Source organism: Bacillus sp. BSL6, from assembly GCF_052928345.1.
Genome location: NZ_JAVGCW010000006.1, coordinates 266,027 through 291,771, shown reverse-complemented (window position 1 = coordinate 291,771; position 25,745 = coordinate 266,027). Strand labels below are relative to the sequence as shown.

The 25,745-nt window shown below is 35.3% G+C and carries 24 protein-coding genes and 1 riboswitch; of the genes, 20 read left to right on the top strand and 4 right to left on the bottom strand.

Features of this window, described 5'->3' with window-relative positions:
- Window positions 1-128: 128 nt before the first annotated feature.
- The gene (locus tag RCJ96_RS20545; protein WP_000924376.1) at window positions 129-761 is read right to left on the bottom strand and encodes a trimeric intracellular cation channel family protein; all 633 of its coding nucleotides are present in this window, start codon (window positions 759-761) and stop codon (window positions 129-131) included.
- Between the two features lie 494 nt (window positions 762-1,255).
- Between RCJ96_RS20545 and RCJ96_RS20540 the strand changes: the two genes are divergently transcribed.
- From RCJ96_RS20540 to RCJ96_RS20505, 8 genes are all read left to right on the top strand, one after another.
- Complete coding sequence (locus RCJ96_RS20540) at window positions 1,256-2,728, top strand: O-antigen ligase family protein (protein WP_061131908.1); 1,473 nt, start codon at window positions 1,256-1,258, stop codon at window positions 2,726-2,728.
- A 95-nt stretch (window positions 2,729-2,823) separates the two neighbouring features.
- Window positions 2,824-3,933, top strand: a complete 1,110-nt coding sequence (locus RCJ96_RS20535) for a glycosyltransferase family 4 protein (protein WP_416503988.1) — start codon at window positions 2,824-2,826, stop codon at window positions 3,931-3,933.
- A gap of 21 nt (window positions 3,934-3,954) precedes the next feature.
- Window positions 3,955-4,695, top strand: a complete 741-nt coding sequence (locus RCJ96_RS20530) for a WecB/TagA/CpsF family glycosyltransferase (protein ID WP_416503989.1) — start codon at window positions 3,955-3,957, stop codon at window positions 4,693-4,695.
- A gap of 292 nt (window positions 4,696-4,987) precedes the next feature.
- A complete protein-coding gene (locus tag RCJ96_RS20525) occupies window positions 4,988-6,187 on the top strand; it encodes an MFS transporter (protein WP_000521096.1) in 1,200 nt (399 codons plus the stop codon).
- A gap of 265 nt (window positions 6,188-6,452) precedes the next feature.
- A complete protein-coding gene (locus RCJ96_RS20520; protein WP_000698252.1) occupies window positions 6,453-7,169 on the top strand; it encodes a LytR/AlgR family response regulator transcription factor in 717 nt (238 codons plus the stop codon).
- A gap of 121 nt (window positions 7,170-7,290) precedes the next feature.
- Window positions 7,291-9,366 carry a carbon starvation protein CstA gene (gene cstA / locus RCJ96_RS20515; RefSeq protein WP_001259567.1) on the top strand — a complete coding sequence of 692 codons (2,076 nt, stop codon included), beginning with the start codon at window positions 7,291-7,293 and terminating at the stop codon, window positions 9,364-9,366.
- A complete protein-coding gene (locus RCJ96_RS20510; protein ID WP_000919824.1) occupies window positions 9,359-9,562 on the top strand; it encodes a YbdD/YjiX family protein in 204 nt (67 codons plus the stop codon). The genes cstA and RCJ96_RS20510 overlap by 8 nt, the downstream gene beginning before the upstream one ends.
- Before the next feature lie 145 nt (window positions 9,563-9,707).
- Complete coding sequence (locus RCJ96_RS20505) at window positions 9,708-10,763, top strand: GGDEF domain-containing protein (protein WP_416503990.1); 1,056 nt, start codon at window positions 9,708-9,710, stop codon at window positions 10,761-10,763.
- Window positions 10,764-10,847: 84 nt separating this feature from the next.
- Here the strand turns inward: RCJ96_RS20505 and pdxK are convergent, their stop codons facing one another.
- Complete coding sequence (pdxK, locus tag RCJ96_RS20500; protein ID WP_000174252.1) at window positions 10,848-11,672, bottom strand: pyridoxine/pyridoxal/pyridoxamine kinase; 825 nt, start codon at window positions 11,670-11,672, stop codon at window positions 10,848-10,850.
- Window positions 11,673-11,807: 135 nt separating this feature from the next.
- Here pdxK and RCJ96_RS20495 point away from each other — a divergent pair, with 135 nt between their 5' ends.
- The 3 genes from RCJ96_RS20495 to RCJ96_RS20485 all read left to right on the top strand — a co-directional run bounded on the left by RCJ96_RS20495 (window position 11,808) and on the right by RCJ96_RS20485 (window position 14,865).
- Window positions 11,808-13,379 (top strand): GAF domain-containing sensor histidine kinase, encoded by a 1,572-nt coding sequence (locus tag RCJ96_RS20495; RefSeq protein WP_416503991.1) that lies wholly within the window; start codon window positions 11,808-11,810, stop codon window positions 13,377-13,379.
- A 20-nt stretch (window positions 13,380-13,399) separates the two neighbouring features.
- Window positions 13,400-14,047, top strand: a complete 648-nt coding sequence (locus RCJ96_RS20490; RefSeq protein WP_000695784.1) for a response regulator — start codon at window positions 13,400-13,402, stop codon at window positions 14,045-14,047.
- A gap of 191 nt (window positions 14,048-14,238) precedes the next feature.
- Window positions 14,239-14,865, top strand: coding sequence for an FMN-dependent NADH-azoreductase (locus RCJ96_RS20485; protein WP_242304447.1), 627 nt, complete (start codon window positions 14,239-14,241; stop codon window positions 14,863-14,865).
- A gap of 61 nt (window positions 14,866-14,926) precedes the next feature.
- On the opposite strand, the gene RCJ96_RS20480 is transcribed toward RCJ96_RS20485, so the two are convergent.
- Entirely contained in the window at window positions 14,927-15,598 is a 672-nt protein-coding gene (locus tag RCJ96_RS20480; protein WP_074608032.1) for a transcriptional regulator YeiL, read from the bottom strand.
- A 106-nt stretch (window positions 15,599-15,704) separates the two neighbouring features.
- Between RCJ96_RS20480 and RCJ96_RS20475 the strand changes: the two genes are divergently transcribed.
- The 4 genes from RCJ96_RS20475 (at window position 15,705) to RCJ96_RS20460 (ending at window position 20,495) form a co-directional block, all read left to right on the top strand.
- The gene (locus RCJ96_RS20475) at window positions 15,705-16,400 is read left to right on the top strand and encodes a YjjG family noncanonical pyrimidine nucleotidase (RefSeq protein ID WP_000760172.1); all 696 of its coding nucleotides are present in this window, start codon (window positions 15,705-15,707) and stop codon (window positions 16,398-16,400) included.
- 273 nt (window positions 16,401-16,673) lie between these two features.
- A riboswitch (SAM riboswitch) is annotated at window positions 16,674-16,778 on the top strand.
- Window positions 16,779-16,870: 92 nt separating this feature from the next.
- Entirely contained in the window at window positions 16,871-18,169 is a 1,299-nt protein-coding gene (locus RCJ96_RS20470; RefSeq protein WP_000504756.1) for a bifunctional O-acetylhomoserine aminocarboxypropyltransferase/cysteine synthase, read from the top strand.
- The gene (gene metA / locus RCJ96_RS20465) at window positions 18,153-19,058 is read left to right on the top strand and encodes a homoserine O-acetyltransferase MetA (protein WP_416503992.1); all 906 of its coding nucleotides are present in this window, start codon (window positions 18,153-18,155) and stop codon (window positions 19,056-19,058) included. Before RCJ96_RS20470 ends, metA begins: the two co-directional genes overlap by 17 nt.
- Window positions 19,059-19,199: 141 nt before the next feature.
- Window positions 19,200-20,495 carry a homoserine dehydrogenase gene (locus RCJ96_RS20460; RefSeq protein WP_071730711.1) on the top strand — a complete coding sequence of 432 codons (1,296 nt, stop codon included), beginning with the start codon at window positions 19,200-19,202 and terminating at the stop codon, window positions 20,493-20,495.
- Between the two features lie 30 nt (window positions 20,496-20,525).
- Here the strand turns inward: RCJ96_RS20460 and RCJ96_RS20455 are convergent, their stop codons facing one another.
- Window positions 20,526-21,152, bottom strand: a complete 627-nt coding sequence (locus RCJ96_RS20455; protein WP_074608035.1) for a YczE/YyaS/YitT family protein — start codon at window positions 21,150-21,152, stop codon at window positions 20,526-20,528.
- Window positions 21,153-21,250: 98 nt separating this feature from the next.
- Here RCJ96_RS20455 and RCJ96_RS20450 point away from each other — a divergent pair, with 98 nt between their 5' ends.
- Genes RCJ96_RS20450 through RCJ96_RS20430 form a run of 5 tightly spaced genes read left to right on the top strand, consistent with a single transcriptional unit; the run spans window position 21,251 to window position 25,716 of the window.
- A complete protein-coding gene (locus RCJ96_RS20450) occupies window positions 21,251-22,228 on the top strand; it encodes a LacI family DNA-binding transcriptional regulator (RefSeq protein ID WP_074608037.1) in 978 nt (325 codons plus the stop codon).
- Between the two features lie 10 nt (window positions 22,229-22,238).
- Entirely contained in the window at window positions 22,239-23,120 is an 882-nt protein-coding gene (locus RCJ96_RS20445) for an SGNH/GDSL hydrolase family protein (protein WP_139302786.1), read from the top strand.
- Window positions 23,117-24,034, top strand: coding sequence for an ABC transporter ATP-binding protein (locus tag RCJ96_RS20440; protein ID WP_416503994.1), 918 nt, complete (start codon window positions 23,117-23,119; stop codon window positions 24,032-24,034). Before RCJ96_RS20445 ends, RCJ96_RS20440 begins: the two co-directional genes overlap by 4 nt.
- The gene (locus RCJ96_RS20435; protein ID WP_001206495.1) at window positions 24,027-25,019 is read left to right on the top strand and encodes an ABC transporter permease subunit; all 993 of its coding nucleotides are present in this window, start codon (window positions 24,027-24,029) and stop codon (window positions 25,017-25,019) included. Before RCJ96_RS20440 ends, RCJ96_RS20435 begins: the two co-directional genes overlap by 8 nt.
- A 19-nt stretch (window positions 25,020-25,038) precedes the next feature.
- Complete coding sequence (locus tag RCJ96_RS20430) at window positions 25,039-25,716, top strand: uracil-DNA glycosylase (RefSeq protein WP_000432535.1); 678 nt, start codon at window positions 25,039-25,041, stop codon at window positions 25,714-25,716.
- Window positions 25,717-25,745 lie beyond the last annotated feature (29 nt).

The following is a 25,745-nucleotide window of genomic DNA, read 5'->3' as shown; positions in this document are numbered from 1 at the left end:
TTCTTCCCCCTGTTTGTAAAGCGTTTTCATTTTTTGGTTCTAATATAATTATATATTGTTATATGCAATTACTCTATGTTAGTGTGTAGAATAGTATATAAATTAAGAGAATTCCATATAGAATTCTCTTAATGACCTTTATTAATTTTAGCATGTGTTTTAAAGAAAACTGGGAAATGTACATTATATATGACAGTGACAACGCGAATAATGAATGTTACTAATAAACAAACATAGAATGCCAATACGTGTGCCCCCATTGCATATGTGATTAGGAAACTAATTGCCCCTAAAATAGAAGCGATGGCGTAAATTTCTTTTCGGAAGACGTAGGGGATATCTTGAGCGCAAATGTCACGCAAAATACCGCCTCCAATACCTGTAATGACTCCCATTGAAACAACTAAAAATGAGGCGTCAACATGATGTGACATTGCCGCATTTGCACCAATAGCTGTAAAAACGCCTAAGCCAACAGCGTCAGAAAGCATAATAACAACTTGAAGTTTATTGATACGCTCAAAAAACATACAAGTAAATAATGCTGATAATACGCTTACGAAAAAGTAAATGGGTTTAACAAATGCGACGGGAGGCAGGTTACCGATCATAATATCACGAATAATACCGCCGCCGAGCGCAGTAGCTACAGCTAAACAAAGGACACCGAATAAATCTAAATCTTTTTTTAAACCAACTAATGTACCAGAAATGGCAGCGGCGATAATGCCAAGAAACGTAAATATATCGATTAATAACATGGCCTTAATCCCTTCCTCTTAAAGATGTTCCAGAGAAAAAATATACACTAAAGTATTGGAAATAACAATTACTTTTCGCTACATGTAGAAAAACGGATAAAATACATAAAGAAAGCGTTTGAAAATGTTTGGAAAATAGCTATAAAGTAATTTGAAAAAGATATGAAAAGATTAATTTTACATTTTTTTGATGTTACCTAGTTGGTAAAATGTTACAATGGTAGGTATGTTGTTTACATCTGTATAAAATGATAAAAAAATATGTATATACTGACAAAAATAAGGGGATGGTTGTTAGATAGCTTTTGTAAAAATAAGGAGTATAGCGAAAGAACAGTAATTTCTATTACTGGTTAATACTTGTCCTGGCTAGTTTTAGCTGGAAAAATAGTTCTCGATTTGAATATGAGTTATGTTATAATTGCTAGGTGTGTTTGAATGATAAAAAATTATGATTAAAAGATAATGTTAAGATTTTGTATGGAGGTCTTGGAATGTTAGCAAATCAAGCTAGGGTTAGATTTGAGCGTTTTTTGCTCTTTTTTATTATTTTACAGCCTGTTTTAGATTTATTAACGTCTCTTAGCATCACTTTATTAAAGTCAAGTGCTACCGTTGGAATTTTAGTAAGATTCCTTATTATGGCTGTTGGTGGTATTTACATTTTAATTCAGGCAAAAGAGAAGGAAAATAGAAAGTTTTTAATTTATCTTATATTATTAGCCGGAGTTTTAGGGGTAGGATTTATTAATAATAAACTAGTTAAGGATCCTATTGTACTTAGTGAAGAAGTTAAATTCGTTGCGAAAGCATTATATATATATATCATGCTGGGATCATACATTTTAGCTTTAAAATCATTGAAAAAGAAAGTTAATATTAGTGATAAGGTTCGAAATAGTATTGTATATGCTACATTAATCATTAACGCAATTATGGTTATTTCTATTTCAACATCTACTGATTTTGGTAGTTATGAATGGATGAAGGTAGGTTCTCGAGGTTGGTTCTATGCAGGGAATGAACTAGGTTCAATCTTAGCTATTATTTTCCCTATTGTGGTACTATATTCTATTCAAAAAACAAAGAGCTGGAAACACGTTTTATATTGGATTCCATCGCTTTTAATGATTTACTCATTAATTCAGGTCGGTACGAAAGTAGGAATGGGCTCAATTGGTGCTACGTTAGCGGCAGCAATCGGAATCATTGTACTACAATTATTATTTGATAGAAAAAATCCGAACAAAAAATCCCTTGCGTTTAATGCAGTAATTGCTATTGTCCTATTAGCTGGTGTAGTTGGAACGTTTAAACAAACGCCATTAGCACAAAATATGGGTATTCACAATAACTATTTATCAGAGCAAAATGTGGCACAGCAAGGTCAAAAGGAAAAAGAAATTAAAGAAAAGCTGAAAAAAGAGCAAGAACTTAAAGCAAAAGAAGAAAAGCATCATAAAGTTGAAAAGCCAGAAGAAAAGGCGAAGATAGAAGAGGAAGTTAAGAAAGAGCTTGAGAAAGAGCAAAAGAAAGAAAATCAAGAAAATCTTATTTTCAGCGGACGTCAAGTATATGAAGAAAGACATAAGCAGTTCTTTAAAGAAGCGCCAATGTCACAAAAGTTATTAGGAATGGGTTATGCAGGTAATTTTAAATATAATGAACAAAAGCAGCCAGATCCAAAGCTAATTGAAATGGACTTCCATGATTGGTTTTATGACTTTGGGATTATTGGTTTTGCATTACTAATGATTCCATTTATTTATTACGGCTTAAGAATCCTACTAGTATTTATTACAAGGTTTAAAGAGATATTTAATATAAAATATGGAATGATTGCAGCAAGCTTATTGTTAGCATTAGGTATTGCCTATATTGCAGGACATATTTTAACAGCACCAGGAGTTGGGATCTACTTTGTAGTGGTGTTAGCTTATCTAATTGTAGACTTAGAAATTGAATGATTAAAATAAAAGCTAACTTTTGTTAGCTTTTATTTTTTAGTACAGTAAAATAAAGATAGATGGAAATGTGGCGAGGATTTAAAGGAGGAAAAAATATGAGGATATTGCATATGAATGCAGGAGCAGAAGATGGGGGAGGGAAAACACATATTATTTCACTTCTCGATCAGTTTCCAACTGGTGAAGTAGAATTAGCGGTATTTGAAGATGGAATTGTTGCGAAAGAAGCAAGAGAGTTAGGGATAAAAGTCCATGTGTTTTCACAAAAATCCCGCTATGATTTATCTATTTTAAAGAATATAAGCGAATTCATTAATAATGAAAAATTTGATATAGTTCATACGCATGGTCCTAGGGCTAATTTCTATGTTTCTTTAATGAAAAAGAGAATAACGGCAAAATGGGTAACGACTATTCATAGTGATCCATTTGAAGACTTTACTAAACAAGGCTTAAAAGGTTGGATTTTTACGAAATTGAATTTGAAAGCCTTAAAAAATATAGATTTATTTTTTGTTGTAACAAATAGATTAAAGAAAAGTTTAGCTGCTTTAGGTATTTCTAATGAAAAGATGCATGTTATTTATAATGGAATTGAATACGATAATGAAAAAGCAGAAGGTTATAATAAAAAAGAAATGTTCAATATTGATGAAGATGTATTTACGGCAATCCAAGTAGCAAGATTGCATCCTGTGAAAGGACATGAAGTTCTATTTGATGCGTTACAACGAACAAAATTAGAGAAAATTAAAGTATTGTTAGTTGGCGATGGCCCGTTAGAAGAAAATCTAAAGTCATTGGCTACTGAAAAAGGGATTAATAATAAAGTCGAGTTTTTAGGGCATCGTCAAGATGTAAAACAATTATTTGCGTCGTCACATGTGAATTTATTAACCTCCCATAGTGAAGGATTCCCACTAGTTTTATTAGAAGCGGCAAATCAACGCGTACCATCAATTGTGACTAGGGCTGGAGAGATTGAACCATTAATTGTAGATGAAACGTATGGATGGATTGTGCCAACAGATGATGGAAAGGCATTAGCATTAGCATTAGAAGAAGCGTATGATAAGTGGAAAACTGGAGAATTAGCAGCAATGGGGAAACATATTTATGAGCATGCTATTATGAACTTCTCACTTCAAAAACTATATGAAGATACAAAGGAAACATATAAGCAATTAATAGCGAAAAACTTGTAATGATAGAGAGGATAGTTAACTATGGCAGTACAAACAGTTGATATTCTAGGCGTTCCTTTTTCTACAATGACAATGGATGAAACGGTCCAATATTTAAAAGAACAACTAGAAGTGGAGCGAACACATACTTTTCAGGTAGTAACAGCAAATCCTGAAATTGTTATGTGTGCAAAAAAGGATGAAGCATTCCATCAAACATTATTAAATGCAGATTTAATTACACCTGATGGTATTGGAGTCGTAAAAGCAAGTGGTATGTTAGGTACACCTGTAAAGGAACGTGTAGCAGGTTTTGATTTAATGTGTAATTTACTTGCGGCGTTATCAGAAGACAATAAACCAGTATCAGTTTTCTTATTAGGTGCAAAACCGCATGTTGTACAAGCTGCAGCAGATCATTTAACGAAGACGTATTCAGCTGTATCTATTGTGGGTATACAAGATGGGTATTTTAAACAAGAACAAGAAGAGAATATTGTTTCTCGTATTCAAAAGGCAAAACCAGACTTATTGCTTGTTGCACTTGGTTTCCCGAGACAAGAGAACTTTATCCAAACGAATAAGCATCGTTTAGAAACGAAAATGGCCGTTGGAGTAGGCGGAAGTTTAGATGTATGGGCTGGAGAGGTAAAACGTGCACCAAAATGGGTTCAAGCGATCCATTTAGAGTGGTTTTATAGATTGTGTAGCAATCCAACGCGTTGGCGTCGTCAGTTAGTATTAGCGGAATTTTTAAAAGAAGTCATGCGTTCAAAAAAGTAGCGTTCTATCGCTACTTTTTTATTTGTCCATTTTTAATAAAGTGCGTTTTTATTCATCTACTACCGATTGCGGACACTCACTAATCGGGTGTTTAATGACCATGGTTTTTTTATCTATCTCTCTTTGCTTCAGCTGAATTTTGAGGTGAGGGGTCTTACTGCCCTCAAATAGTCGGATAAGTATTTTACTTTTTGGGAATGATGAAGGAGAATTTTTTACCGAAAGTATTTTACTTATACAATTCACACATGTAAAATGATGTGTAAAGACAGCTGTGTAAGGAGGACTTCTTGTGGGCAAGGTGAAAGAAATTTCGAAGCGAAAGCTACTTGGTATAGCGGGGCTTGGATGGTTATTTGATGCAATGGATGTTGGAATGCTTTCATTTGTAATGGTAGCGCTGCAAAAAGATTGGGGATTAAGTACCCAAGAAATGGGCTGGATAGGCAGTATTAATTCAATTGGTATGGCGGTCGGGGCGCTCGTTTTTGGAATACTATCAGATAAAATAGGGCGGAAATCAGTCTTTATTATTACATTATTATTATTTTCTATCGGTAGTGGTTTAACGGCTTTAACGACGACACTTGCTATGTTCCTTGTTTTACGATTTTTAATTGGTATGGGGCTTGGTGGAGAACTTCCAGTTGCTTCTACATTAGTATCGGAGAGTGTTGAAGCACATGAACGTGGCAAAATAGTTGTGCTATTAGAAAGTTTTTGGGCAGGTGGATGGCTAATCGCAGCTCTTATCTCGTATTTTGTTATACCGAAATATGGTTGGGAAGTTGCGATGATATTGAGTGCGGTTCCGGCACTATACGCTTTATATTTAAGATGGAATTTACCGGATTCTCCAAGATTCCAAAAGGTTGAAAAAAGGCCATCCGTTATCGAAAATATAAAGTCAGTTTGGTCTGGGGAATATCGTAAGGCAACAATTATGTTATGGATTTTATGGTTTTCTGTTGTCTTCTCTTATTATGGCATGTTCCTTTGGTTACCTAGTGTAATGGTATTAAAAGGATTTAGTTTAATAAAAAGTTTCCAATACGTACTTATTATGACGTTAGCTCAATTACCAGGTTATTTCACAGCTGCTTGGTTTATTGAACGTCTTGGTCGTAAGTTTGTTTTAGTTACGTATTTAATTGGTACAGCTTGCAGTGCTTACTTATTTGGAGTGGCAGAGTCATTAACGGTATTAATCGTAGCAGGCATGTTACTATCATTCTTTAATTTAGGTGCTTGGGGTGCATTATATGCTTATACACCTGAACAATACCCAACAGTTATTCGTGGTACAGGTGCAGGGATGGCGGCAGCATTCGGTCGTATTGGTGGTATTCTTGGACCGCTATTAGTAGGATATTTAGTTGCTTTACAGGCTTCACTATCACTAATATTTACGATTTTCTGTGGATCAATTTTAATAGGCGTATTTGCTGTAATTATACTTGGGCAAGAAACGAAACAACGAGAATTAGTATAAGGTAAAACTTTAATCGGTAAGTGATCTCAATTATTGGTCCGTACCAATTATGTTTTAGAGTAGTAAAACTAAGAGCCCATGTTTTCTCATTCAGTGGGTTTTACTGCCTACAAATAACGGAAAAAAGGGCAGGGGGAACCATGATGGTTCCCTTTTTTCTGTTTTTTTAGATAAATAATGGTATAGTAAGAAAAAGGGAATGTTCCTTATAAAAGCGAATGTATACAACAGGACATACGGACAAAAGAATTAGGTGGTTGAAGAAATGAAAATTTTACTGATCATGGAAGATGCAGAAGAGCGAAGAAGTTTAGTTGAAAAATTTACTGAAAATATAAGGAATGTAGAATGTTTTGAAGCAAATACAGGAACAGAATCATTATTTATGATGAAGAAGCATACACCAGATTTTGTTTTTTTAAATTCAAAATTACTAGATGGAACGGGTTTTGAATATGCGAGTTTATTACGGGAAGTAAATTGTTATACGAAATTTATTTTTATGGGTGAAGATATAGAAGAGTCCATTACAGCATTTCGTTTTCAAGCAGTTTATTATTTACTACGCCCATTTCGCGAGGAAGATTTGCAATTCCTTTTATATAGAATGGCTAAAGAGCAAGGTGAGAAAGCAAAGAGCTATTTGCGTAAACTACCGATAGAAGGTCAAGAGGGGATTCGGTATATTTTCCCTGAAGATATTGTATATGTAAGCAAAAATAAGGAAAACAAAACAGTTTCAATTTATACAACAAATAATCAGTATATTTCAACATATACACTCCAGGAGCTAGAAAATAAGCTAAATGCATATGATTTTTTACGTGTGCATAAAAGTTATTTAATTAATATGTCATATGTACAAGAGTTAAAGCCTTACTATAATGGCACATATAATCTGTATTTAGATAAATATGATGAGCAACCGATTCCAGTAAGTCGTAATTATGTGAAACGACTTCGAAATAAAATTGAATTATAGCAGATAATGCAATTTTTTTAACATGATAAACTAAAAATCCTTCATGATAGGGAGGATTTAAGTTAAATATTCAGAAAATTTAGTACAATCCCACTAAGAAATAGTATTGGGGGGATTGTATGTGAGAACATTGAAGTCGATTTTACTTTGGGGAGTTATTGCAGCAGTAGGAGCCGGGGCTTTTGGTGTAATAGCTTTATCACAAGGTGAAACTATTAATGCTGTATGGCTCTTAGTAGCTGCGGTATGTGTGTATGCAGTTGCTTATCGCTTTTATAGTAGATTTATAGCGAGAAAGGTATTCGGTTTAGATAATAATCGACAAACGCCAGCTCATACATTAAATGATGGAAAAGATTATGTTCCGACAAATAAATGGGTATTATTTGGGCATCATTTTGCAGCAATCGCTGGGGCTGGTCCTTTAGTAGGACCGATTTTGGCGGCACAAATGGGATATTTGCCAGGGACAATATGGATTATTGTAGGGGTAGTTGTCGCTGGAGCTGTGCAAGATTTTGTCATTTTATTTGCTTCGATGAGACGTAATGGTAAATCTCTCGGTGAAATGATTAAAGATGAGATTGGTCCTGTTACAGGACTTATTGCAATGATTGGTATTTTAGGCATTATGATTATTTTATTAGCAGTATTAGCATTAGTAGTAGTAAAGGCGCTTGTCGGAAGCCCTTGGGGAATGTTTACGATAGCAGCAACGATTCCTATTGCTATTTTAATGGGAGTATATATGCGCTACATTAGGCCTGGACGGGTTGGTGAAGGGTCAGTAATTGGAATTATCCTACTTATACTGTCTCTTATTGGAGGGCAGTATGTAGCGGAAAATCCAGCGCTTGCAAGCATGTTCACGTTTAGCGGAGAAACAATTGCTATAATGCTTATTGTATATGGATTTATCGCATCGGCATTACCAGTTTGGATGCTTTTAGCACCACGTGATTATTTAAGTACATTTTTAAAAGTCGGAACAATTGTAGGATTAGCAATCGGTATTTTAATTGTAGCACCAGATTTACAAATGCCAGCAGTTTCGAAATTTATTGATGGAACTGGTCCAGTGTTCTCTGGAAATTTATTCCCGTTCTTATTTATTACTATTGCTTGTGGTGCAGTGTCTGGATTCCATGCTCTTGTTTCATCAGGTACGACGCCGAAGATGATTGAGCAAGAGGGACACGCACAGCCAATCGGTTATGGAGCAATGTTAATGGAGTCGTTTGTAGCAGCCATGGCGATGATTGCAGCTTGTGTATTAACACCGGGAACGTACTTTGCAATTAATAGTCCTGCAGCACTTATCGGTACAGATGTCTCGCAGGCAGCTCAAGTTATTTCCTCATGGGGATTTGCTATTACACCAAATGAACTAAAAGATCTCGCTGTAAACGTTGGAGAGCAAACGATTTTATCACGTACAGGTGGTGCACCAACGTTAGCGATAGGTATGGCATATATTTTCTCAAAAGTAATAGGTGGAACGGCCATGATGGCATTTTGGTATCATTTTGCGATTCTCTTTGAAGCGTTATTCATTTTAACAACGATTGATGCTGGAACGCGCGTAGGTCGATTTATGATTCAAGATATTTTAGGGCATGTATATAAGCCATTTGGGAAAACGGATTCTACATTAGCGAATGTAATAGCTACAACGTTATGTGTATTAGGATGGGGCTATTTCTTATATCAAGGGGTAGTTGATCCGCTTGGTGGAATTAATACATTATGGCCACTTTTCGGTATTGCAAATCAAATGTTAGCAGGTATTGCATTATTACTTGGAACGACAATTTTATTCAAAATGGGAAAAAAGGCATATGTTTGGGTGACGCTTATTCCAACTGTCGGATTGCTTATTGTAACGATGACGGCGGGTTATCAAAAGCTATTTCATGAAAACCCTAAAATAGGATTTCTATCCCACGCAAAGGTGTTTCAAGGAGCATTAGATGAGGGGAAAGTGTTAGCGCCAGCTAAAAATGTGGCTCAAATGAAGCAAATTATTTTCAATGATTATATTGATGCGGCACTTTGTGGAATTTTTATGATAGTTGTAATCGCTGTATTAATTTCTGCAATTCGAATTTGGATTCAAGTATTAAGAAATAAGCCGATGCCGCTAAAAGAGGCACCATATATCCCTAAAGATGAAAGTGAGTCGAGGAACTATGCTTAAAAGACTACGGCAAGTATGGGGACAAAGGAAACACTTTATTAGCTTACTTGTTGGGGTACCAAGCTATGAAACATATGTAGAGCATATGAAAAAGCATCATCCAGAAGAAGAAGTTGTATGTCAAAAACAATTTTTTGCAGAAGCGCAAGAAGCAAGATTTAATGCAAAGGGTGGAAAGATATCGCGCTGTTGTTAGTGAAAAGGACGAATTTTCGTCCTTTTTATTTTTTGCTGTTTCACGTGGAACAGCAAAAAATAAATAAAAATCTTTGGGAATTATAGGGATTTCGTATACAATAAAATAAGGAAAGGGATAGATAGAAAAGTAGGGAGATTATTTTATGTTAAGGGACTTATTTGTAAACACAACAATTATTCTTTCCTTTATTTTTATTGGAGGTCAGCTTTTAAGAGATAAACCGTTAAAAGAAGAGTTCTCTTTTTGGCAGAAATGTGTAGTAGGTATTTTTACTGGAATATTAAGTGTACTGTTGATGTACTTTGGCGTACATATTGGGGATATTATGTTAGATCTACGCTATTTAGCTGTTATTTTGGCAATTATAATTGGAGGTCCGATAGCTAGTAGTATAACAGTTACGATTATTTTAATTACCCGATTATTTTTAACCGAGTACTCTTTAGCCTCTGAATTGGCTTGTTATACTATTGTGTTGATAGGTGTTGGAATTATTTTTATTTGGCGGATGAAAGCTTCTATATTTATAAGGTGGATCTGGTTTAATGTATATAGTTTATCTATTTTAATAGTGCCACTTTCTATGTTATTTAAAGATATGTCTATAGTAGCATTATATTTAGTTTGTAGTAGTGTAGCGGCATATATCACATTTATAAGCGCAAATTATGTATTGCAATCCAATGAGTTATTTCAAAAGATGAAGCAATATGCAACGATAGATGCATTGACAGGTTTAGGAAACGTAAGGCAGTTTGATTTAGAAATGAATCATCATATTAGTAATAAGCGCACGAAAAATGATTCACTTTGTTTACTATTTATAGATATTGATCACTTCAAGTCTGTAAACGATACGTACGGGCATCCTGCAGGAGACGAAGTGTTAAAACAAATAGGTAGTATTTTAAGGGAAGTTTCACCGTTCCCAAATTTGTCCTTTCGAAAAGGTGGAGAAGAGTTCGCGCTTTTGATACCAAAGAAGGGATTAGCTTACGGAATGCATACGGGGGAAAAAGTTCGCACAGCTGTTGAAAACCATTCATTCGAATTGTTAAATGGAACAAAAATAAAAATTACAGTTTCAGTAGGCGTTTCAGTATATGAACAATCACCAGAGCAATTTATTCAAGCTGCTGATGATGCATTATATTACTCCAAAAGAAATGGTAGAAATCAGGTTAGTTCTGCATCTTAAAGATAAGATGACCAGAAGAGCTTATAAATAAAAACACCCACAGAGAGGGAAAATACACACTCTGTGGGTGTTTTTATTTATAGGTTAGACAAGCTCTTTTGATACAACGAATTTACGATATGCACCGTGATGTGTTGGGCCTACGTATTCGTTGATCTTGAATGAATAACGGATAGCAGCTGTGATAAATTCTTTAGCAGTTTTTACTGCTTCTTTCACAGGTTTTCCTTTTGCAAGTTCTGCTGTAATTGCAGCAGAATATGTGCAACCTGCGCCGTGTGTATTTGTCGTATCAATTTTTTCTGATTCTAGAAGGTCGAATGTTTCTCCATCATATAGGACGTCGATTGCAGTTTCCGTACCAAGCTTGCTACCGCCTTTAATTAGGACATATTTCGCACCTAAAGCATGGATCTTTTTCGCTGCTTCTTTCATGTCTTCAAGAGAATTAATCTTGACGCCACTTAATTGGTAAGCTTCAAATAAGTTTGGTGTTACAACTAATGCCTTTGGAACAAGAACGTCACGTAAGCAATCATTCGTTTCAGGATGTAATGCTTCATCAGCACCTTTACATACCATAACAGGGTCAACTACTACATTTTTGAAATTATGTTTTTCGATTGTTTCTGCAACCATTTCAATAATTTCTACTGATCCAAGCATACCTGTTTTTAAAGCATCTACGCCAACGCCCTCAATTGTCGTTTCTAATTGTGGTTTTAATGTAGAAGCTGGGATTGGGAATACGTTATGTGCCCAACCGTTATGTGGATCCATCGTTACGATTGTCGTAAGTGATGTCATTCCGTATACACCAAGTTCTTGGAATGTTTTTAAATCTGCTTGTATACCAGCACCGCCACTTGTGTCAGAACCAGCGATAGTAAGTGCTTTATTTAATGTCATTATGAAAAGCCCCCTCAGGTGATATAATGAAAACTATGTTTTCACCATTATATCAATGTTACGAATAAGTACAAAGTGAAAAGTAGATGATTTATGTTAGGAACTATGTAAAATCTTGTATGTAGGAGACGAATTATGTTTCAAGAGAATCGTACAAATGAATTAGTTATATTAAAAGAGATTGCAGAAACGCTAAATACATCAAATGATACATACCATGTATTACAAGCAGTGCTAGAAAAATTACTTAGTGTAACAGGTTTAACGACAGGATGGATATTTCTTGCGGATGAAAATGGTAGATATACAAAATTAATTGATTATCAATTACCAGAGGCACTTACATATGAAAATAAACGCCCGATGTGTGAAGGGGAATGTTGGTGTTTACGTGGCTTTGTGGATGGAAAGTTAGAGAGAGCTGTTAATATTATTGAATGTAAAAGAATTAATAACGCAATTGAATATAATTGGGGAGATACAGAAGGGATTCTTCATCATGCTACGGTTCCTTTAAAGGCTGGAGGAGAAAAATTTGGTTTGTTAAATGTGGCAAGCCCAGGTAAAACACATTTTTCAGAAGAAGAATTAGTATTGCTTCAATCAGTTGCCTTCCAAATTGGAACGGCTTTAAAACGAGCAAAGTTATATGAAAATGAAAAGCGAAGAGCGCATTATTATGTGAAATTAGAACGTTTCATTCAAGTTTTAAGAACGATTCATCAATTTAATATATTGCCTGAAAAAGTTGTAAATCAATTAGGTGAAGTGTTTCAGTGGAATCAAGTCGCATTCTTTATTAGGGAAGAGAAAGAATTATCCTTGCGGGCATCTTATTGCCAGGAAGAATGGCACGAGGATATAAAAGAAGCAGCGAAAGAAGCGTTAGAAAAAGGTGAACCTATTTTATTAAACGATCAAATCAGTCATAAGGTAGCCTCTAATAGGACGGTTATCGCCACCCCAATACAGATTCAAACTCACATATTTGGTGTTTTATGTGTTAGTTCAAATAATGGTGAATTTGATGTAAATACGTTAGATGTACTTCAAGCAATAACAAATCATATTTCTTTCGTGATAGAAAATTTAAGGTTAAATGAGCAACGACGTGAACTCGTACGAATGGAAGAAAGAAATCGATTAGCAAGGGACTTACATGACTCTGTTTCACAAAAGCTATTTTCGTTAACCTTTATGACAAAAGGCGCTGAGGCGGTTTTAAAAGGTCAAAACGAAAAAGTGGATCGATCTTTGCATGACATGCGTGAACTAGCGCAAGGAGCTTTAAAAGAAATGAGGACGTTAATTTGGCAATTACGTCCAGCGGGTTTGGAGAAAGGATTATTACCAGCTTTAAAGCAATATGGTGAAAGTTTGGGATTGAAAATTCGAGAACAAGTTACAGGTGTCCGTGATTTGCCACGCGTAGTAGAGGAAGCGCTATGGAGAATTGGACAAGAAGCTTTAAATAATGTAAGTAAGCATGCAAATGTTAGGGAAGCGACGATTTATTTCAAAGTGACGGAGAAGAATGTATCATTAGAAATAGTCGATCAAGGAAACGGCTTTGTAGAAAAGGATATAAAAGAGAAGAAATCACTTGGCATGACTACGATGCGAGAAAGAGTAGAATTAGTCGGTGGAACAATTAAAATTGTAAGTGATAAGAAAAGGACAAGTGTAAAAATAAACGTACCATTATGATGTGAAAATGAGGGAAGTTTGTGAAAATAAAAGTATTGTTAGTTGATGATCATACAGTCGTTTTAAAAGGATTAGCATTTTTCTTAAGTACACAGGAAGATATAGAGTTAGTTGGAGAAGCAAGTAATGGGAAAGAGGCACTAATGAAAGTAGGGGAGACGAATCCTGATGTTGTACTAATGGATTTATATATGCCCGAAATGGATGGTGTTGAGGCGACAGCGTGTATTAAAAAAGAATATCCGGATGTGAAAGTAATTGTATTAACTAGCTTTTCTGATCAGGCGCATGTGTTACCAGCATTAAGGGCTGGAGCAAGCGGGTATATTTTAAAAGATGTAGAACCGGATCAGCTTGTTGAGGCTATTCGAAGTGCATATAAAGGTAATATTCAATTACATCCTGATATAGCAAATGCTCTTCTCTCTCAAACATTACCTGTAGAAGAAAAGGAAGAAGAGCCTTCTATTCAAGTGGACGTGTTAACAGCGAGAGAAAATGAAGTATTGCAGCTATTAGCGAAAGGGATGAGTAATAAAGAAATCGCTTCTGTTTTAGTTATTACGGAAAAAACGGTAAAAGCTCATGTAAGTAGTATTTTGAGTAAGTTGAATTTATCTGATCGTACGCAAGCAGCATTATATGCAGTGAAAAATGGAATTGTATAAGACGAAAGTCGTAAGACCTAGTTCGCCTTTAGAAGGTGGACTTTTTTTATGGAAAAATACGTCTATGTGAGGACGAAATTGTCTTTATATAAAGATAAAATATGTTTGTAAGCAACAAAACAACAATTACAAGGGATACCTTTTTTGAAAGCATATAACAACAGAAGAGTTAGTACTAGGAGGAAAACATAATGACAAAAGTTTTATTCGTAAAAGCAAACAACCGTCCAGCGGAACAAGCAGTTAGTGTAAAATTATATGAAGCGTTTTTAGCAAGTTACAAAGAAGCGCATCCAAACGATACAGTAGTAGAACTTGATTTATATAAAGAAGAATTACCATATGTAGGCGTAGATATGATTAATGGTACATTCAAAGCTGGTAAAGGGTTTGATTTAACTGAAGAGGAAGCAAAAGCAGTAGCAGTTGCTGATAAGTATTTAAATCAATTCCTAGAAGCTGATAAAGTCGTTTTCGGTTTCCCATTATGGAACTTAACGATTCCAGCAGTATTACACACATATATTGATTATTTAAACCGAGCTGGTAAAACATTTAAATATACGCCAGAAGGTCCAGTTGGTCTAATTGGAGATAAGAAGATTGCATTATTAAACGCGCGCGGCGGTGTATATTCTGAAGGTCCAGCAGCAGAAGTAGAAATGGCTGTTAAATATGTAGCAAGCATGATGGGCTTCTTCGGCGCAACAAACATGGAAACAGTAGTTATTGAAGGACATAACCAATTCCCAGATAAAGCAGAAGAAATCATTGCAGCTGGTCTTGAAGAAGCAGCTAAAGTAGCAAGTAAATTTTAATTGAAAATAGAATCGTCACTCAAAAAAGTAGCATTAACAGATAAACGTTAATGCTACTTTTTTATATTTTAAGTTCGTCAGCTAGTTTTTCTAACTGAATTCGATCTTGTATGTAATAGGTTCTTCCATCTTTCTTTAAGTAATTTTGTTGGCAAAATTGGTTTAATACATATAAAAGGTGACGGTAGCTAACATTTAAGTATTCCGAAACCTCAGTATGTTTTTCTATATAACTGTTATTTTGTTCTGTTAATAGAATAAACGCCGCTAATCGATTTTCGAACGGATAACTATTATTTTTAGCATAACTTTCTGTTCGGGTAATGGTTTTCTCACCGATAAATTTGCATAGTTTCTGTAGAAAGGTAGCATCTTGTAACAAAAGATGCTGACAATCTTTAAGAGGAAGCGCTAAGCATATACAATCTTCAATTACTTCCACCGTTTTCGTAACAGATTCTACGCCAATTAATCCTAATTCCCCAATGAACGAAGGTGCCTGAATAAAGTTAATCAAGGAGACCTTTCCGTTTTTGTGACTCATATATATTTTTGCTTTCCCAGAAATTAAGTAATAAAGATAAGGAACATCGACCCCTTCATTACATATCTTTTCTCTCTTCTGAAAGGAATGTAGTTCAGCATACGGTAAGATATCAAAAGAAAAAAGAGTATGGAAATTGTAAGTTTGTATGTAATGAGAGATTTCTTCGCTATTTCTGCTGACTTTCATGTTTTCACCTCATGTTTAGTATGAGATATCTCCTATTATTTTTACAAGAAAGAATGATACGATTTACGTAAATTTGTTTTTGTAGAAAAGAGAGTGTGAAGGGCTTATGAAAAAATATAAAACATTATTATTCGATGTAGATGATACATTGTTGGATTTTCAAAAGGCAGAAAAATCGGCATTACGTATGCTTTTTGAAGAGAAAGGGATGTCTCTAACTAGCGAGATTGAAGCGCAATATAAAAAAATTAATAAAAGTCTTTGGACTGCTTTTGAAGAAGGTGAAATAAATCGTGATGAAGTTGTAAATACACGATTTTCAATTTTGTTTAAAGAATACGGGGAAGAAGTAGATGGGATATTATTCGAAAATAATTATCGCAGTTACTTAGAAGAAGGAAATCAGCTCATGGAAGGTGCTTTACAATTTATAAATCAAATTCAAAGTGAGTACGATTTATATATAGTGACAAACGGTATTTCTAAGACGCAAGATAAACGATTACGTAATGCAGGGTTACATGCCTTGTTTCAAGATATTTTCGTTTCTGAAGATACAGGTTATCAAAAGCCGATGAAAGAGTATTTTGATTATGTTTTTGAAAGGATTCCTAACTTTGTGCCTGAAGAAGGGCTCATTATTGGGGATTCGTTAAGCGCTGATATGAAAGGTGGATATGTAGCGGGAATTGATACTTGTTGGTTTAATCCAGAAAGGAAATTAAATGATAGTGGGATTATACCGACATATGAAGTGCATAATTTTGAGGAGTTATATGCATTATTGAAGCAACATGTGTAATGAGAATAGGCAGTGGAACTTTTGTCCACATTGCCTATTTTTTTAATTTGTAGTTTCGTTATGTTTTGGAAGTGGAAATGCATTTCCGATAGTAGCTGCCCCAAGCATTGGTAATAGTAAATTAAGCGGAGGTTTTAAAAGGTCTTTTTCAAATGGATATAGAATATATTTCTTTTGTTATGTACATTAAGTTCTTTGTATTTAATTTAGAACATTCAGAAAAACTAATTGACATTAGGAAATTATTGCTATAAAATCAACGGTAATTGCATAGTCTTATCAAGAAAAGGTGGAGGGACAGGCCCGATGAAACCTTGGCAACAGCCGTATAACGGAATTGTGCCAAATCCTGCAGGTAGTAATCCTGAAAGATAAGAAAGAGCCTTTAGAGCGTGTTTTCAAACTGCTCCTTTCTTGTTTTCAGGAAAGGGGCAGTTTTTTATTTTGTATAAAAGAAAGGAGAATGAGAAATGGGAGAATCATGGGGGAAAGGAACGATTTGTGTGCAAGGTGGCTATACGCCAAAGAATGGAGAACCGCGTGTTTTACCGCTTTATCAAAGTACAACTTATAAATATGATACTTCGGATGATTTAGCAGCATTATTTAATTTAGAGGCAGAAGGATATATCTACACGCGTATTGGAAATCCTACTTTAGCTGCATTTGAGCAAAAGCTAGCAGATTTAGAGGGTGGCGTAGGAGCTGTTGCAACGGCTTCTGGGCAAGCTGCTATTATGCTTGCTGTTTTAAATATTTGTAGTAGCGGAGACCACTTGCTTTGTTCTTCCACAGTTTATGGCGGGACGTTTAATTTATTTGGAGTGAGTTTGCGTAAACTTGGTATCGATGTTACATTCTTTAATCCGAATTTAACTGCTGATGAAATTGTGGCCCTTGCTAATGATAAGACGAAACTCGTTTATGCAGAATCGCTAGGAAATCCGGCGATGAATGTTTTAAATTTCAAAGAACTTTCAGATGCAGCGAAAGAGTTGGAAGTACCTTTTATCGTGGATAATACATTAGCAACTCCTTATTTATGCCAAGCATTTGAACATGGAGCAAATATTATCGTTCATTCTACGACGAAATATATTGATGGGCATGCAAGTTCGTTAGGTGGCATTGTAATTGACGGAGGGAACTTCGATTGGACAAACGGGAAATATCCTGAACTAGTTGAACCGGATCCAAGTTATCACGGCGTAAGTTACGTTCAAAATTTTGGTGCAGCAGCTTATATTGTGAAGGCACGTGTTCAATTATTAAGAGACTACGGAAATTGTATGAGCCCATTTAATGCGTATATTAGCAATATCGGCTTAGAAACATTGCATTTACGAATGGAGCGTCATAGTGAAAATGCTCTTGCAGTTGCTAAATGGCTTGCTGATCATGAACGTATTGAATGGGTGAACTATCCGGGATTAAATAGTAATGAAAATTACTCGTTAGCACAAAAGTATTTGAAAAAAGGTGCTAGTGGTGTTTTAACATTCGGCATTAAGGGAGGATTAGAAGCAGCAAAAGAATTTATCGCAAATGTAAAACTAGCAACTCTCGTAACGCATGTGGCTGATGCGCGAACTTGCGTTATACATCCTGCTAGTACAACGCATAGACAATTAAGTGCCGAAGATCAGCGCTTAGCTGGCGTCACATCAGATTTAATTCGTTTATCAGTTGGTATAGAAGATGTTTCGGATATTATTGCAGATTTAGAAGCAGCGCTAGTCGGAGGCAAACAACATGCCGATCATAATTGATAAAGATTTGCCAGCTCGCAAAGTGTTGCAGGAGGAAAATATTTTTGTAATGACAAAAGAGCGAGCAGAAACACAAGATATCCGGGCATTGAAAATTGCTATATTAAATTTAATGCCTACAAAGCAAGAAACAGAAGCGCAATTACTTCGTTTAATTGGAAATACACCGTTGCAATTAGATGTTCATTTACTTCATATGGAATCGCATTTGTCTCGTAATGTCGCACAGGAACATTTAATGAGTTTCTATAAAACATTCCGTGATATTGAGAATGAGAAATTTGATGGACTCATTATTACAGGAGCACCAGTTGAAACCCTTTCTTTTGAAGAGGTAGATTATTGGGAAGAGCTTAAACGTATTATGGAGTATTCAAAAACGAATGTAACATCTACGCTTCATATTTGCTGGGGGGCACAGGCTGGTTTGTATCATCATTATGGCGTTCAAAAGTATCCTCTTAAGGAAAAAATGTTTGGTGTATTTGAACATGAAGTTCGTGAGCAACATGTGAAATTGTTACAAGGGTTTGATGAGTTATTTTTTGCCCCGCATTCTCGTCATACGGAAGTACGAGAGAGTGACATTAGAGAAGTGAAGGAGTTAACGTTATTAGCCAACTCTGAGGAAGCGGGCGTTCATCTTGTTATTGGGCAAGAAGGAAGACAAGTGTTTGCGCTCGGTCATAGTGAATATAGTTGTGATACGTTAAAGCAAGAATACGAACGAGATCGTGACAAAGGGTTAAATATTGATGTGCCGAAAAACTATTTTAAACATAATAATCCAAATGAGAAGCCGCTTGTACGGTGGAGGAGCCATGGGAATCTATTATTCTCTAATTGGCTGAATTATTACGTGTATCAAGAAACCCCTTATGTATTATAAAAAAAGATTGTGTCGCACGTGGCAACGTTTTCTTTGTAAAGATTAACTTATATTTTTCCGAATGTTCGAAAAACATTGTTTTTCAGATTTTTTACTCATATAATTTCATCTAAACACAATTTTTGAGGGGTGGACAGTATTATGAAAGAAATTCAAGTTGGCTTATTAGGTCTTGGGACAGTTGGTAGCGGTGTAGTTCGTATCATTACAGATCATCAAGAGCGGCTTATACACCAAGTAGGTTGTCCTGTGAAAGTAACGAAAGTACTAGTACAAAATATTGAAAAAGAGAGAGAAGTAGAGGTACCTTCTACTCTATTAACACAAGATGCACATGAAATTTTAGATAATCCAAATATTGACGTTGTCATCGAAGTAATGGGTGGCATTGATGATGCAAAATCATATATTTTACAAGCTTTACAAAGCGGGAAGCATGTTGTGACTGCTAATAAAGATTTAATGGCGTTACATGGGGCGGAACTATTAGCGGTAGCAAAAGATAATAAAGCAGATTTGTTTTATGAAGCAAGTGTAGCCGGAGGAATTCCGATTTTAAGAAGTATCGTAGAAGGACTTTCTTCAGATCTTATTACGAAAGTAATGGGAATTGTAAATGGAACGACAAATTTTATTTTGACGAAAATGTCAGATGAAGGGAGAGCATATAACGACGTGTTAAAAGAAGCCCAGCAACTTGGATTTGCAGAAGCAGATCCAACATCAGATGTAGAAGGTTTAGATGCAGCAAGAAAAATGACGATTTTGGCTACTCTTGGTTTCTCTACAAATGTAGAGCTTGGAGATGTGAAGGTAAAAGGGATTACTTCTATTACAGAGGAAGATATTGAATACAGTAAGAGTTTAGGGTACACGATTAAATTAATCGGTCTTGCGAAGCGAGATGGTGAAAAATTAGAGGTTACAGTTGAACCGACATTACTACCAAATACACATCCTCTTGCGGCCGTGCAAAACGAATATAACGCTGTATATGTGTATGGTGAAGCAGTTGGAGAAACGATGTTTTATGGACCAGGTGCAGGGAGTTTACCGACAGCAACAGCTGTTGTTTCTGATTTAGTAGCTGTAATGCAAAATATTAGATTAGGGGTAACAGGAAATAGTGCTGTAGTCCCGCAATATCAAAAAGTATTAAAAGAGCCAGACGAAATTGTTGTGAAGAAATTTTTAAGACTTCATGTGAAAGATGAAATTGGTGTATTTGCAAAAATTACTTCGTTATTCTCTGAGCGTGGCGTTAGCTTTGAAAAAATTATTCAAATGCCACTTGAAGAGAAAGGAAAAGCTGAAATTGTAATTGTAACGCATCGTGCTTCTCTTGCTGATTATGATTATATTCTACATACGTTGCAAGGGTATGAAGAAATAGATTGTTTGAAAGCAAACTATCGAATTGAAGGAGATGCGAAGTAGCATCTCGTATCATAAAACAGAAAGAGCCTATTAAGCAGCTTGCTTAATAGGCTCTTTTCTATTTAAAATCTTCGTACCAACTTGAATAAATGCTTGTATAATCCAGCCTGTTGTAAAGGATAAAATGATTGTCCCAAAATAGATAGGTCCATCTAATAAGAAGCTTAATGTTAAAAATAAGAATGCTAACGAAATTTCCGTTCTTCTAAATGTCCATTTCTTTTTCTCAGCAACTGTTAAAACGAAAGCTTCTTGAGGTGCTGCGCAAAGATTTGTAGAGACGTAAAGACCAATTCCAGCTCCAACGAATAGATTTCCGCAAATAAGTGTTATATATTTTGGAAGAGAACGGATAGCGTCCATAATAGTTGTAATGGAACCGATCCAATCAACAAAAAGAGAAATAAGAACCATTGTTACAATTGTACCGATCGTAATTTGTTTTTTATTCCAAAAGAGTACGATAAGGGTAAAAGCAAAGTTAATCATGAAAATCCAAAAACCGATACTTATCCCGAAATTTTGATATAGTGCAATAAAGAAGGAATCATAAGGGCTAAGTCCAAAGGAAGTAATTGTCGTCATCATATTAATGCCGATGGCGAGAATAAGTAGACCGCTAATGAAAAATATATGTTCTAATTTGAGTCGAAACATAGTTGTATATCCTTTCAAAATGTATTTGCTAGGAAAGGATATATTGTGGAAAGCTTACCAGGTCAAGGGAGAATTTTTGCGGGGAAGGGGAAAATGAGATGACGAATATAAGAAAGATTGCTGAACTTGCTGGGGTATCTGTTTCAACTGTTTCACGTGTACTAAATAATCATCCTTATGTGAATGAACAGAAACGAAAGGAAATTTTAGCAATTATAGAGGAATTAAATTATACGCAAAATGTGAATGCAATTCATTTAGTGAAAGGAAAAACGAATGTAATTGGCGTTTTATTACCGCACGTTAATGATCAATATTATAGCGCTATTATTGAAGGCATATCGAAGGAAACAGCAAAGAACAGTTATAATATGATGCTTTGTCAGACGAATTATAGTGAGGAAAGAGAATTAGAAATTTTGAATATGTTAAAAATGAAAAAGCTTGATGGGGTTATTATATGTTCGCGGGCAAATAGTAAGGAAAAGCTTGAAGAATATACGAAATTTGGTCCAATTGTTATGTGTGAGGAAATAGATTCAAAATACATTTCAAGTGTACATGTTGATTACTATAAAGTATTTTCACAAGGGATGAAAAACTTAATAGATGCCGGTCATACACGTATTGGGTATTGCATTGGAAGAAGTAATAGCATTAATAGCCAGAGAAGAAAACAAGCATATGAAGATTCATTTCAACAGATTGCTGTAACACCGTTAGAGACCTGGAAGTTTAAAGGCTGTTTTACAGTGGAAGACGGGCGTAATGTAATTAGGGAATGGGCCTGTATGTCAGTGAAGCCAACTGCGTTTCTTGTATCTTGTAACCATATTGCAGCGGGAATGGTAACGGAGGCGAAAAAACAAAGAATTCGTATTCCAGAAGATGTTACGATTATCGGTTGTGATGATCAAGACGTAGCAGACATTTTAGGCATTACGACGATTTCATATTCTAGTAAAAATGTTGGCGTGAAGGCATTTGAATTATTATATGAAAAGATTAATGATGAGCAAATAGATATAAAGCACGTAGAGTTATTGCCAGAATTCGTACAAAGGGAAACAACATAATAGATAAGGTATGAAAATCGCTTTTCAAAATTGCGTTTGGTATAATTATGGACAATCTATGAGGGCTAAAAGGGGTTTTGATATGAGATCAAAAGTAGTAAAAGTAATTCTACTCATTACAATTGCATCTTTCTGTTTATTTGCATACGGCTTTGTTTCAGGTGTAAATGATGTATTAAATCCGAAAGCTTCAAATTTAATTAAAAAGACCGATGTAGTGGCAAAAGAGAAAAAGAAAACAGGAACGTTACAAATCGTTAGTTTAGGTGATTCATTAACACGTGGTGTTGGTGATAAAGAAGGAATTGGCTATATTGGACGGATGAAAGAAGATTTACAAAAAGATTATAAGCAAAAGGTGGCCTTAACTAACTTAGCGGTTAGTGGTGCGAAAATGCCTGACTTATTAAAACAAATTGAGAGTAGTGGCGCTCAATATTCAATTAAGCAAGCAGATGTAATCGTTTTAACGATTGGAGGGAATGATCTATTTCCCGGTTGGGAATCGCTTGGGAAAATAGATTTAGAGACGTATCGTCCTGACACAGAAACGTTTCAAAATGAAGCAAAGAAAATTATAGAAGAAATTCGTAAATTAAATACAGATAGTCCGATTTTTTGGCTTGGTTTATACAATCCTTTTGAAGATGTAGAAGATTTAAAAGGGTCTTCAAACATTGTTGTAGATTGGAATGCATCTTTAGAAAAGTTAGCGATAAATAATAAAAATGTGTATATTACACCGACATTTGATTTATTCCAAAACCGTGGGAAAGATTTATTATACTCCGATCATTTCCATCCGAATGAAGTAGGGTATACATATATGGCGGACCGATTAGTTCAAAATGTTGTAAGTAAATTAAAGCTAGAACAAGGAGGGGTAAAATGACGACGATACTTTCCGTACGAGACTTGAAGAAGGTAATTGGAAAGAAGACTCTTGTAGAGAATATTTCCTTTGATGTAAAGCAAGGAGAAGTGTTCGGGTTCTTAGGACCGAATGGCGCTGGAAAGACGACTACCATTCGAATGTTAGTCGGATTGATTAAGGCGACAGAAGGTACGATTTCTATCGGTGGTTATTCGATTAAGGAAAATTTTAGAGAAGCGATGCGTCAAATTGGGAGTATCGTTGAAAACCCAGAGTTGTATACATATTTAACGGGATGGGAAAATTTAAAACAATTTGCTCGTATGTTAGGTGGTATATCAGATGAACGTATTATTGAAATTGCTCACATGGTTCATTTAGATGAAAGAATTCATGAAAAGGTAAAAACATACTCACTCGGTATGAAACAACGACTTGGAATTGCGCAAGCGCTTCTTGGAAATCCAAAACTACTCATATTAGATGAACCAACAAATGGTTTAGATCCAGCAGGGATTAGAGAGCTTAGGGAATTTATACATAAGCTTGTCAAAGAAGAAAATATGAGCGTGTTTATTTCAAGTCATTTGCTAAGCGAAGTACAAATGATATGCGATCGTGTGGCCATTATTCATAAAGGAAAAATGATAACAGTTGCCAAGGTTGAAGAGTTAATTAAAACAGCAAGTGATCGCGTAGAATGGATTGTTACACCAATTTCTAAGGCAAAGGATATGCTAGAAGATGCTAAGGAAGTAAGAGAAGTGAGTATAGAAGGTAATCGATTACTATGCCGGATGCATATTTCATCTATAAGTAATTGGAATAAAACCTTTGTAGAAAACGGGATAGATGTACATAGTGTTAAAGAGCTTGTGTTTACGCTAGAAGATTTATTTATTGAACTCACAAGGGGTGAGCAGCATGCGTGAATTTGCGAATCTAGTTTTAAACGAATCGGAGAAGATTTATCGTAAGAAGCGTATTTTTGTTGTCATGCTTATTTTAGCAATCTTAATCCCGCTCTTCGTGTATGCGCAGTATCGTGAAATAGAAACGACACAAAAAAGGCTAGGTACAACGGATTGGAAAGTTTCGCTGCAGCAACAAATTGTTGATTCTCAAAACCGTTTGAACAACTCTAGATTGCCAGAAGAATGGCGTGATTGGTTAAAGGTAAGAGTAGAGCAGCAACAATATTATTTAGATCATGATATTAATCCAATGGCACCGGGCGCACCAACTTTTGTAAGGGCGTTTATTGAGCAAGGAATTACATTATTTATTCCGCTTCTCGTCATGATTGTCGCCATTGATATTGTTTCAGGAGAACGAAGTGATGGAACGATGAAGATGTTACTTACTCGGCCAATTCGGCGCTGGAAAATACTCCTTAGTAAGTACGTGACGATGTTATTTTTCATTTCACTTATACTGCTTCTTGTAGGTGTGTTTGCTTACGTATTATCAGGGCTTGTATTTGGATACTCGGGATGGAATTTACCTGTGTTAACAGGATTTGTTATTGATAAGGAAACGTTAAATACGAATTTTGTACATCTTATTCCGCAATGGCAATATATCTTGATGGCGTATGGATTAGCTTGGTTTGTTGCTATCGTTGTCGGAACTATATCATTTATGGTCTCTGTTTTAATTCGTAATACACCAGCTGGTATGGGCGTTATGCTAGCTGCATTAATTGCAGGCGGTATTTTAAGCTCGTTCGCAACATCTTGGGAAGGTGCGAAATATATTTTTAGTGTGAATTTATCGTTAACAGATTATCTATCAGGAAAACTACCTGCATTACAAGGTTTATCGATGGAGTTTTCTTTAATGAATTTAACGGTTTGGGCAGTTGTTTCCCTTATCATTTCATTTGTAGTATTTACAAAACAGGATATGGTGAATTAATTAGACGGGAAGTGAAAGCATGGAAAATGTTTTAAAAAATGATTGGGGGCCATTATTGGCACCAGAATTTGAGAAAGAATATTATCGTAAGCTAGCTGATTTTTTGAAAGAAGAGTACAGTACACATGTTGTTTACCCAAAGAAAGAAGATATTTTTAACGCTCTAGAGTATACAAGTTATGAAAATACAAAGGTCGTTATTTTAGGACAAGATCCATATCATGGACCAAATCAAGCGCATGGTTTAAGCTTTTCTGTGCAACCTGGTATTAAAACGCCACCGTCATTGTTAAATATGTATAAAGAACTTCGAGATGAATATGGGTATGATATTCCAAATAACGGTTATTTAGTAAAGTGGGCAGAGCAAGGCGTTTTATTATTAAATACTGTATTAACAGTTCGACAAGGTGAAGCAAATTCTCATAAGGGAAAAGGATGGGAGCATTTCACAGATCGCGTAATTGAGCTATTAAATGAACGTGAAAAGCCAGTTATTTTCATATTGTGGGGACGCCATGCACAGGCGAAGAAAAAATTAATTACAAATACGAAGCACCACATTATCGAATCTGTACATCCAAGCCCACTATCAGCAAGACGTGGTTTCTTTGGTAGTAAGCCGTATTCTAAAGTAAATACGATTTTAGCTAATATGGGCGAAAGAGAAATTGATTGGGAAATTCCAAATTTATAAATAGAAAAGGTAGTTAACAGTCGTTAACT

What these genes read in the sequence shown, in the direction of transcription:
- RCJ96_RS20545 (WP_000924376.1), bottom strand. Translation starts at nt 761, where the DNA reads ATGTTATTAATCGATATATTTACGTTTCTTGGCATTATCGCCGCTGCC.
- RCJ96_RS20540 (WP_061131908.1), top strand. Translation starts at nt 1,256, where the DNA reads ATGTTAGCAAATCAAGCTAGGGTTAGATTTGAGCGTTTTTTGCTCTTT.
- RCJ96_RS20535 (WP_416503988.1), top strand. Translation starts at nt 2,824, where the DNA reads ATGAGGATATTGCATATGAATGCAGGAGCAGAAGATGGGGGAGGGAAA.
- RCJ96_RS20530 (WP_416503989.1), top strand. Translation starts at nt 3,955, where the DNA reads ATGGCAGTACAAACAGTTGATATTCTAGGCGTTCCTTTTTCTACAATG.
- RCJ96_RS20520 (WP_000698252.1), top strand. Translation starts at nt 6,453, where the DNA reads ATGAAAATTTTACTGATCATGGAAGATGCAGAAGAGCGAAGAAGTTTA.
- RCJ96_RS20510 (WP_000919824.1), top strand. Translation starts at nt 9,359, where the DNA reads ATGCTTAAAAGACTACGGCAAGTATGGGGACAAAGGAAACACTTTATT.
- RCJ96_RS20505 (WP_416503990.1), top strand. Translation starts at nt 9,708, where the DNA reads ATGTTAAGGGACTTATTTGTAAACACAACAATTATTCTTTCCTTTATT.
- pdxK (WP_000174252.1), bottom strand. Translation starts at nt 11,672, where the DNA reads ATGACATTAAATAAAGCACTTACTATCGCTGGTTCTGACACAAGTGGC.
- RCJ96_RS20495 (WP_416503991.1), top strand. Translation starts at nt 11,808, where the DNA reads ATGTTTCAAGAGAATCGTACAAATGAATTAGTTATATTAAAAGAGATT.
- RCJ96_RS20485 (WP_242304447.1), top strand. Translation starts at nt 14,239, where the DNA reads ATGACAAAAGTTTTATTCGTAAAAGCAAACAACCGTCCAGCGGAACAA.
- RCJ96_RS20480 (WP_074608032.1), bottom strand. Translation starts at nt 15,598, where the DNA reads ATGAAAGTCAGCAGAAATAGCGAAGAAATCTCTCATTACATACAAACT.
- RCJ96_RS20475 (WP_000760172.1), top strand. Translation starts at nt 15,705, where the DNA reads ATGAAAAAATATAAAACATTATTATTCGATGTAGATGATACATTGTTG.
- RCJ96_RS20470 (WP_000504756.1), top strand. Translation starts at nt 16,871, where the DNA reads ATGGGAGAATCATGGGGGAAAGGAACGATTTGTGTGCAAGGTGGCTAT.
- metA (WP_416503992.1), top strand. Translation starts at nt 18,153, where the DNA reads ATGCCGATCATAATTGATAAAGATTTGCCAGCTCGCAAAGTGTTGCAG.
- RCJ96_RS20460 (WP_071730711.1), top strand. Translation starts at nt 19,200, where the DNA reads ATGAAAGAAATTCAAGTTGGCTTATTAGGTCTTGGGACAGTTGGTAGC.
- RCJ96_RS20455 (WP_074608035.1), bottom strand. Translation starts at nt 21,152, where the DNA reads ATGTTTCGACTCAAATTAGAACATATATTTTTCATTAGCGGTCTACTT.
- RCJ96_RS20450 (WP_074608037.1), top strand. Translation starts at nt 21,251, where the DNA reads ATGACGAATATAAGAAAGATTGCTGAACTTGCTGGGGTATCTGTTTCA.
- RCJ96_RS20445 (WP_139302786.1), top strand. Translation starts at nt 22,239, where the DNA reads ATGAAAATCGCTTTTCAAAATTGCGTTTGGTATAATTATGGACAATCT.
- RCJ96_RS20440 (WP_416503994.1), top strand. Translation starts at nt 23,117, where the DNA reads ATGACGACGATACTTTCCGTACGAGACTTGAAGAAGGTAATTGGAAAG.
- RCJ96_RS20435 (WP_001206495.1), top strand. Translation starts at nt 24,027, where the DNA reads ATGCGTGAATTTGCGAATCTAGTTTTAAACGAATCGGAGAAGATTTAT.
- RCJ96_RS20430 (WP_000432535.1), top strand. Translation starts at nt 25,039, where the DNA reads ATGGAAAATGTTTTAAAAAATGATTGGGGGCCATTATTGGCACCAGAA.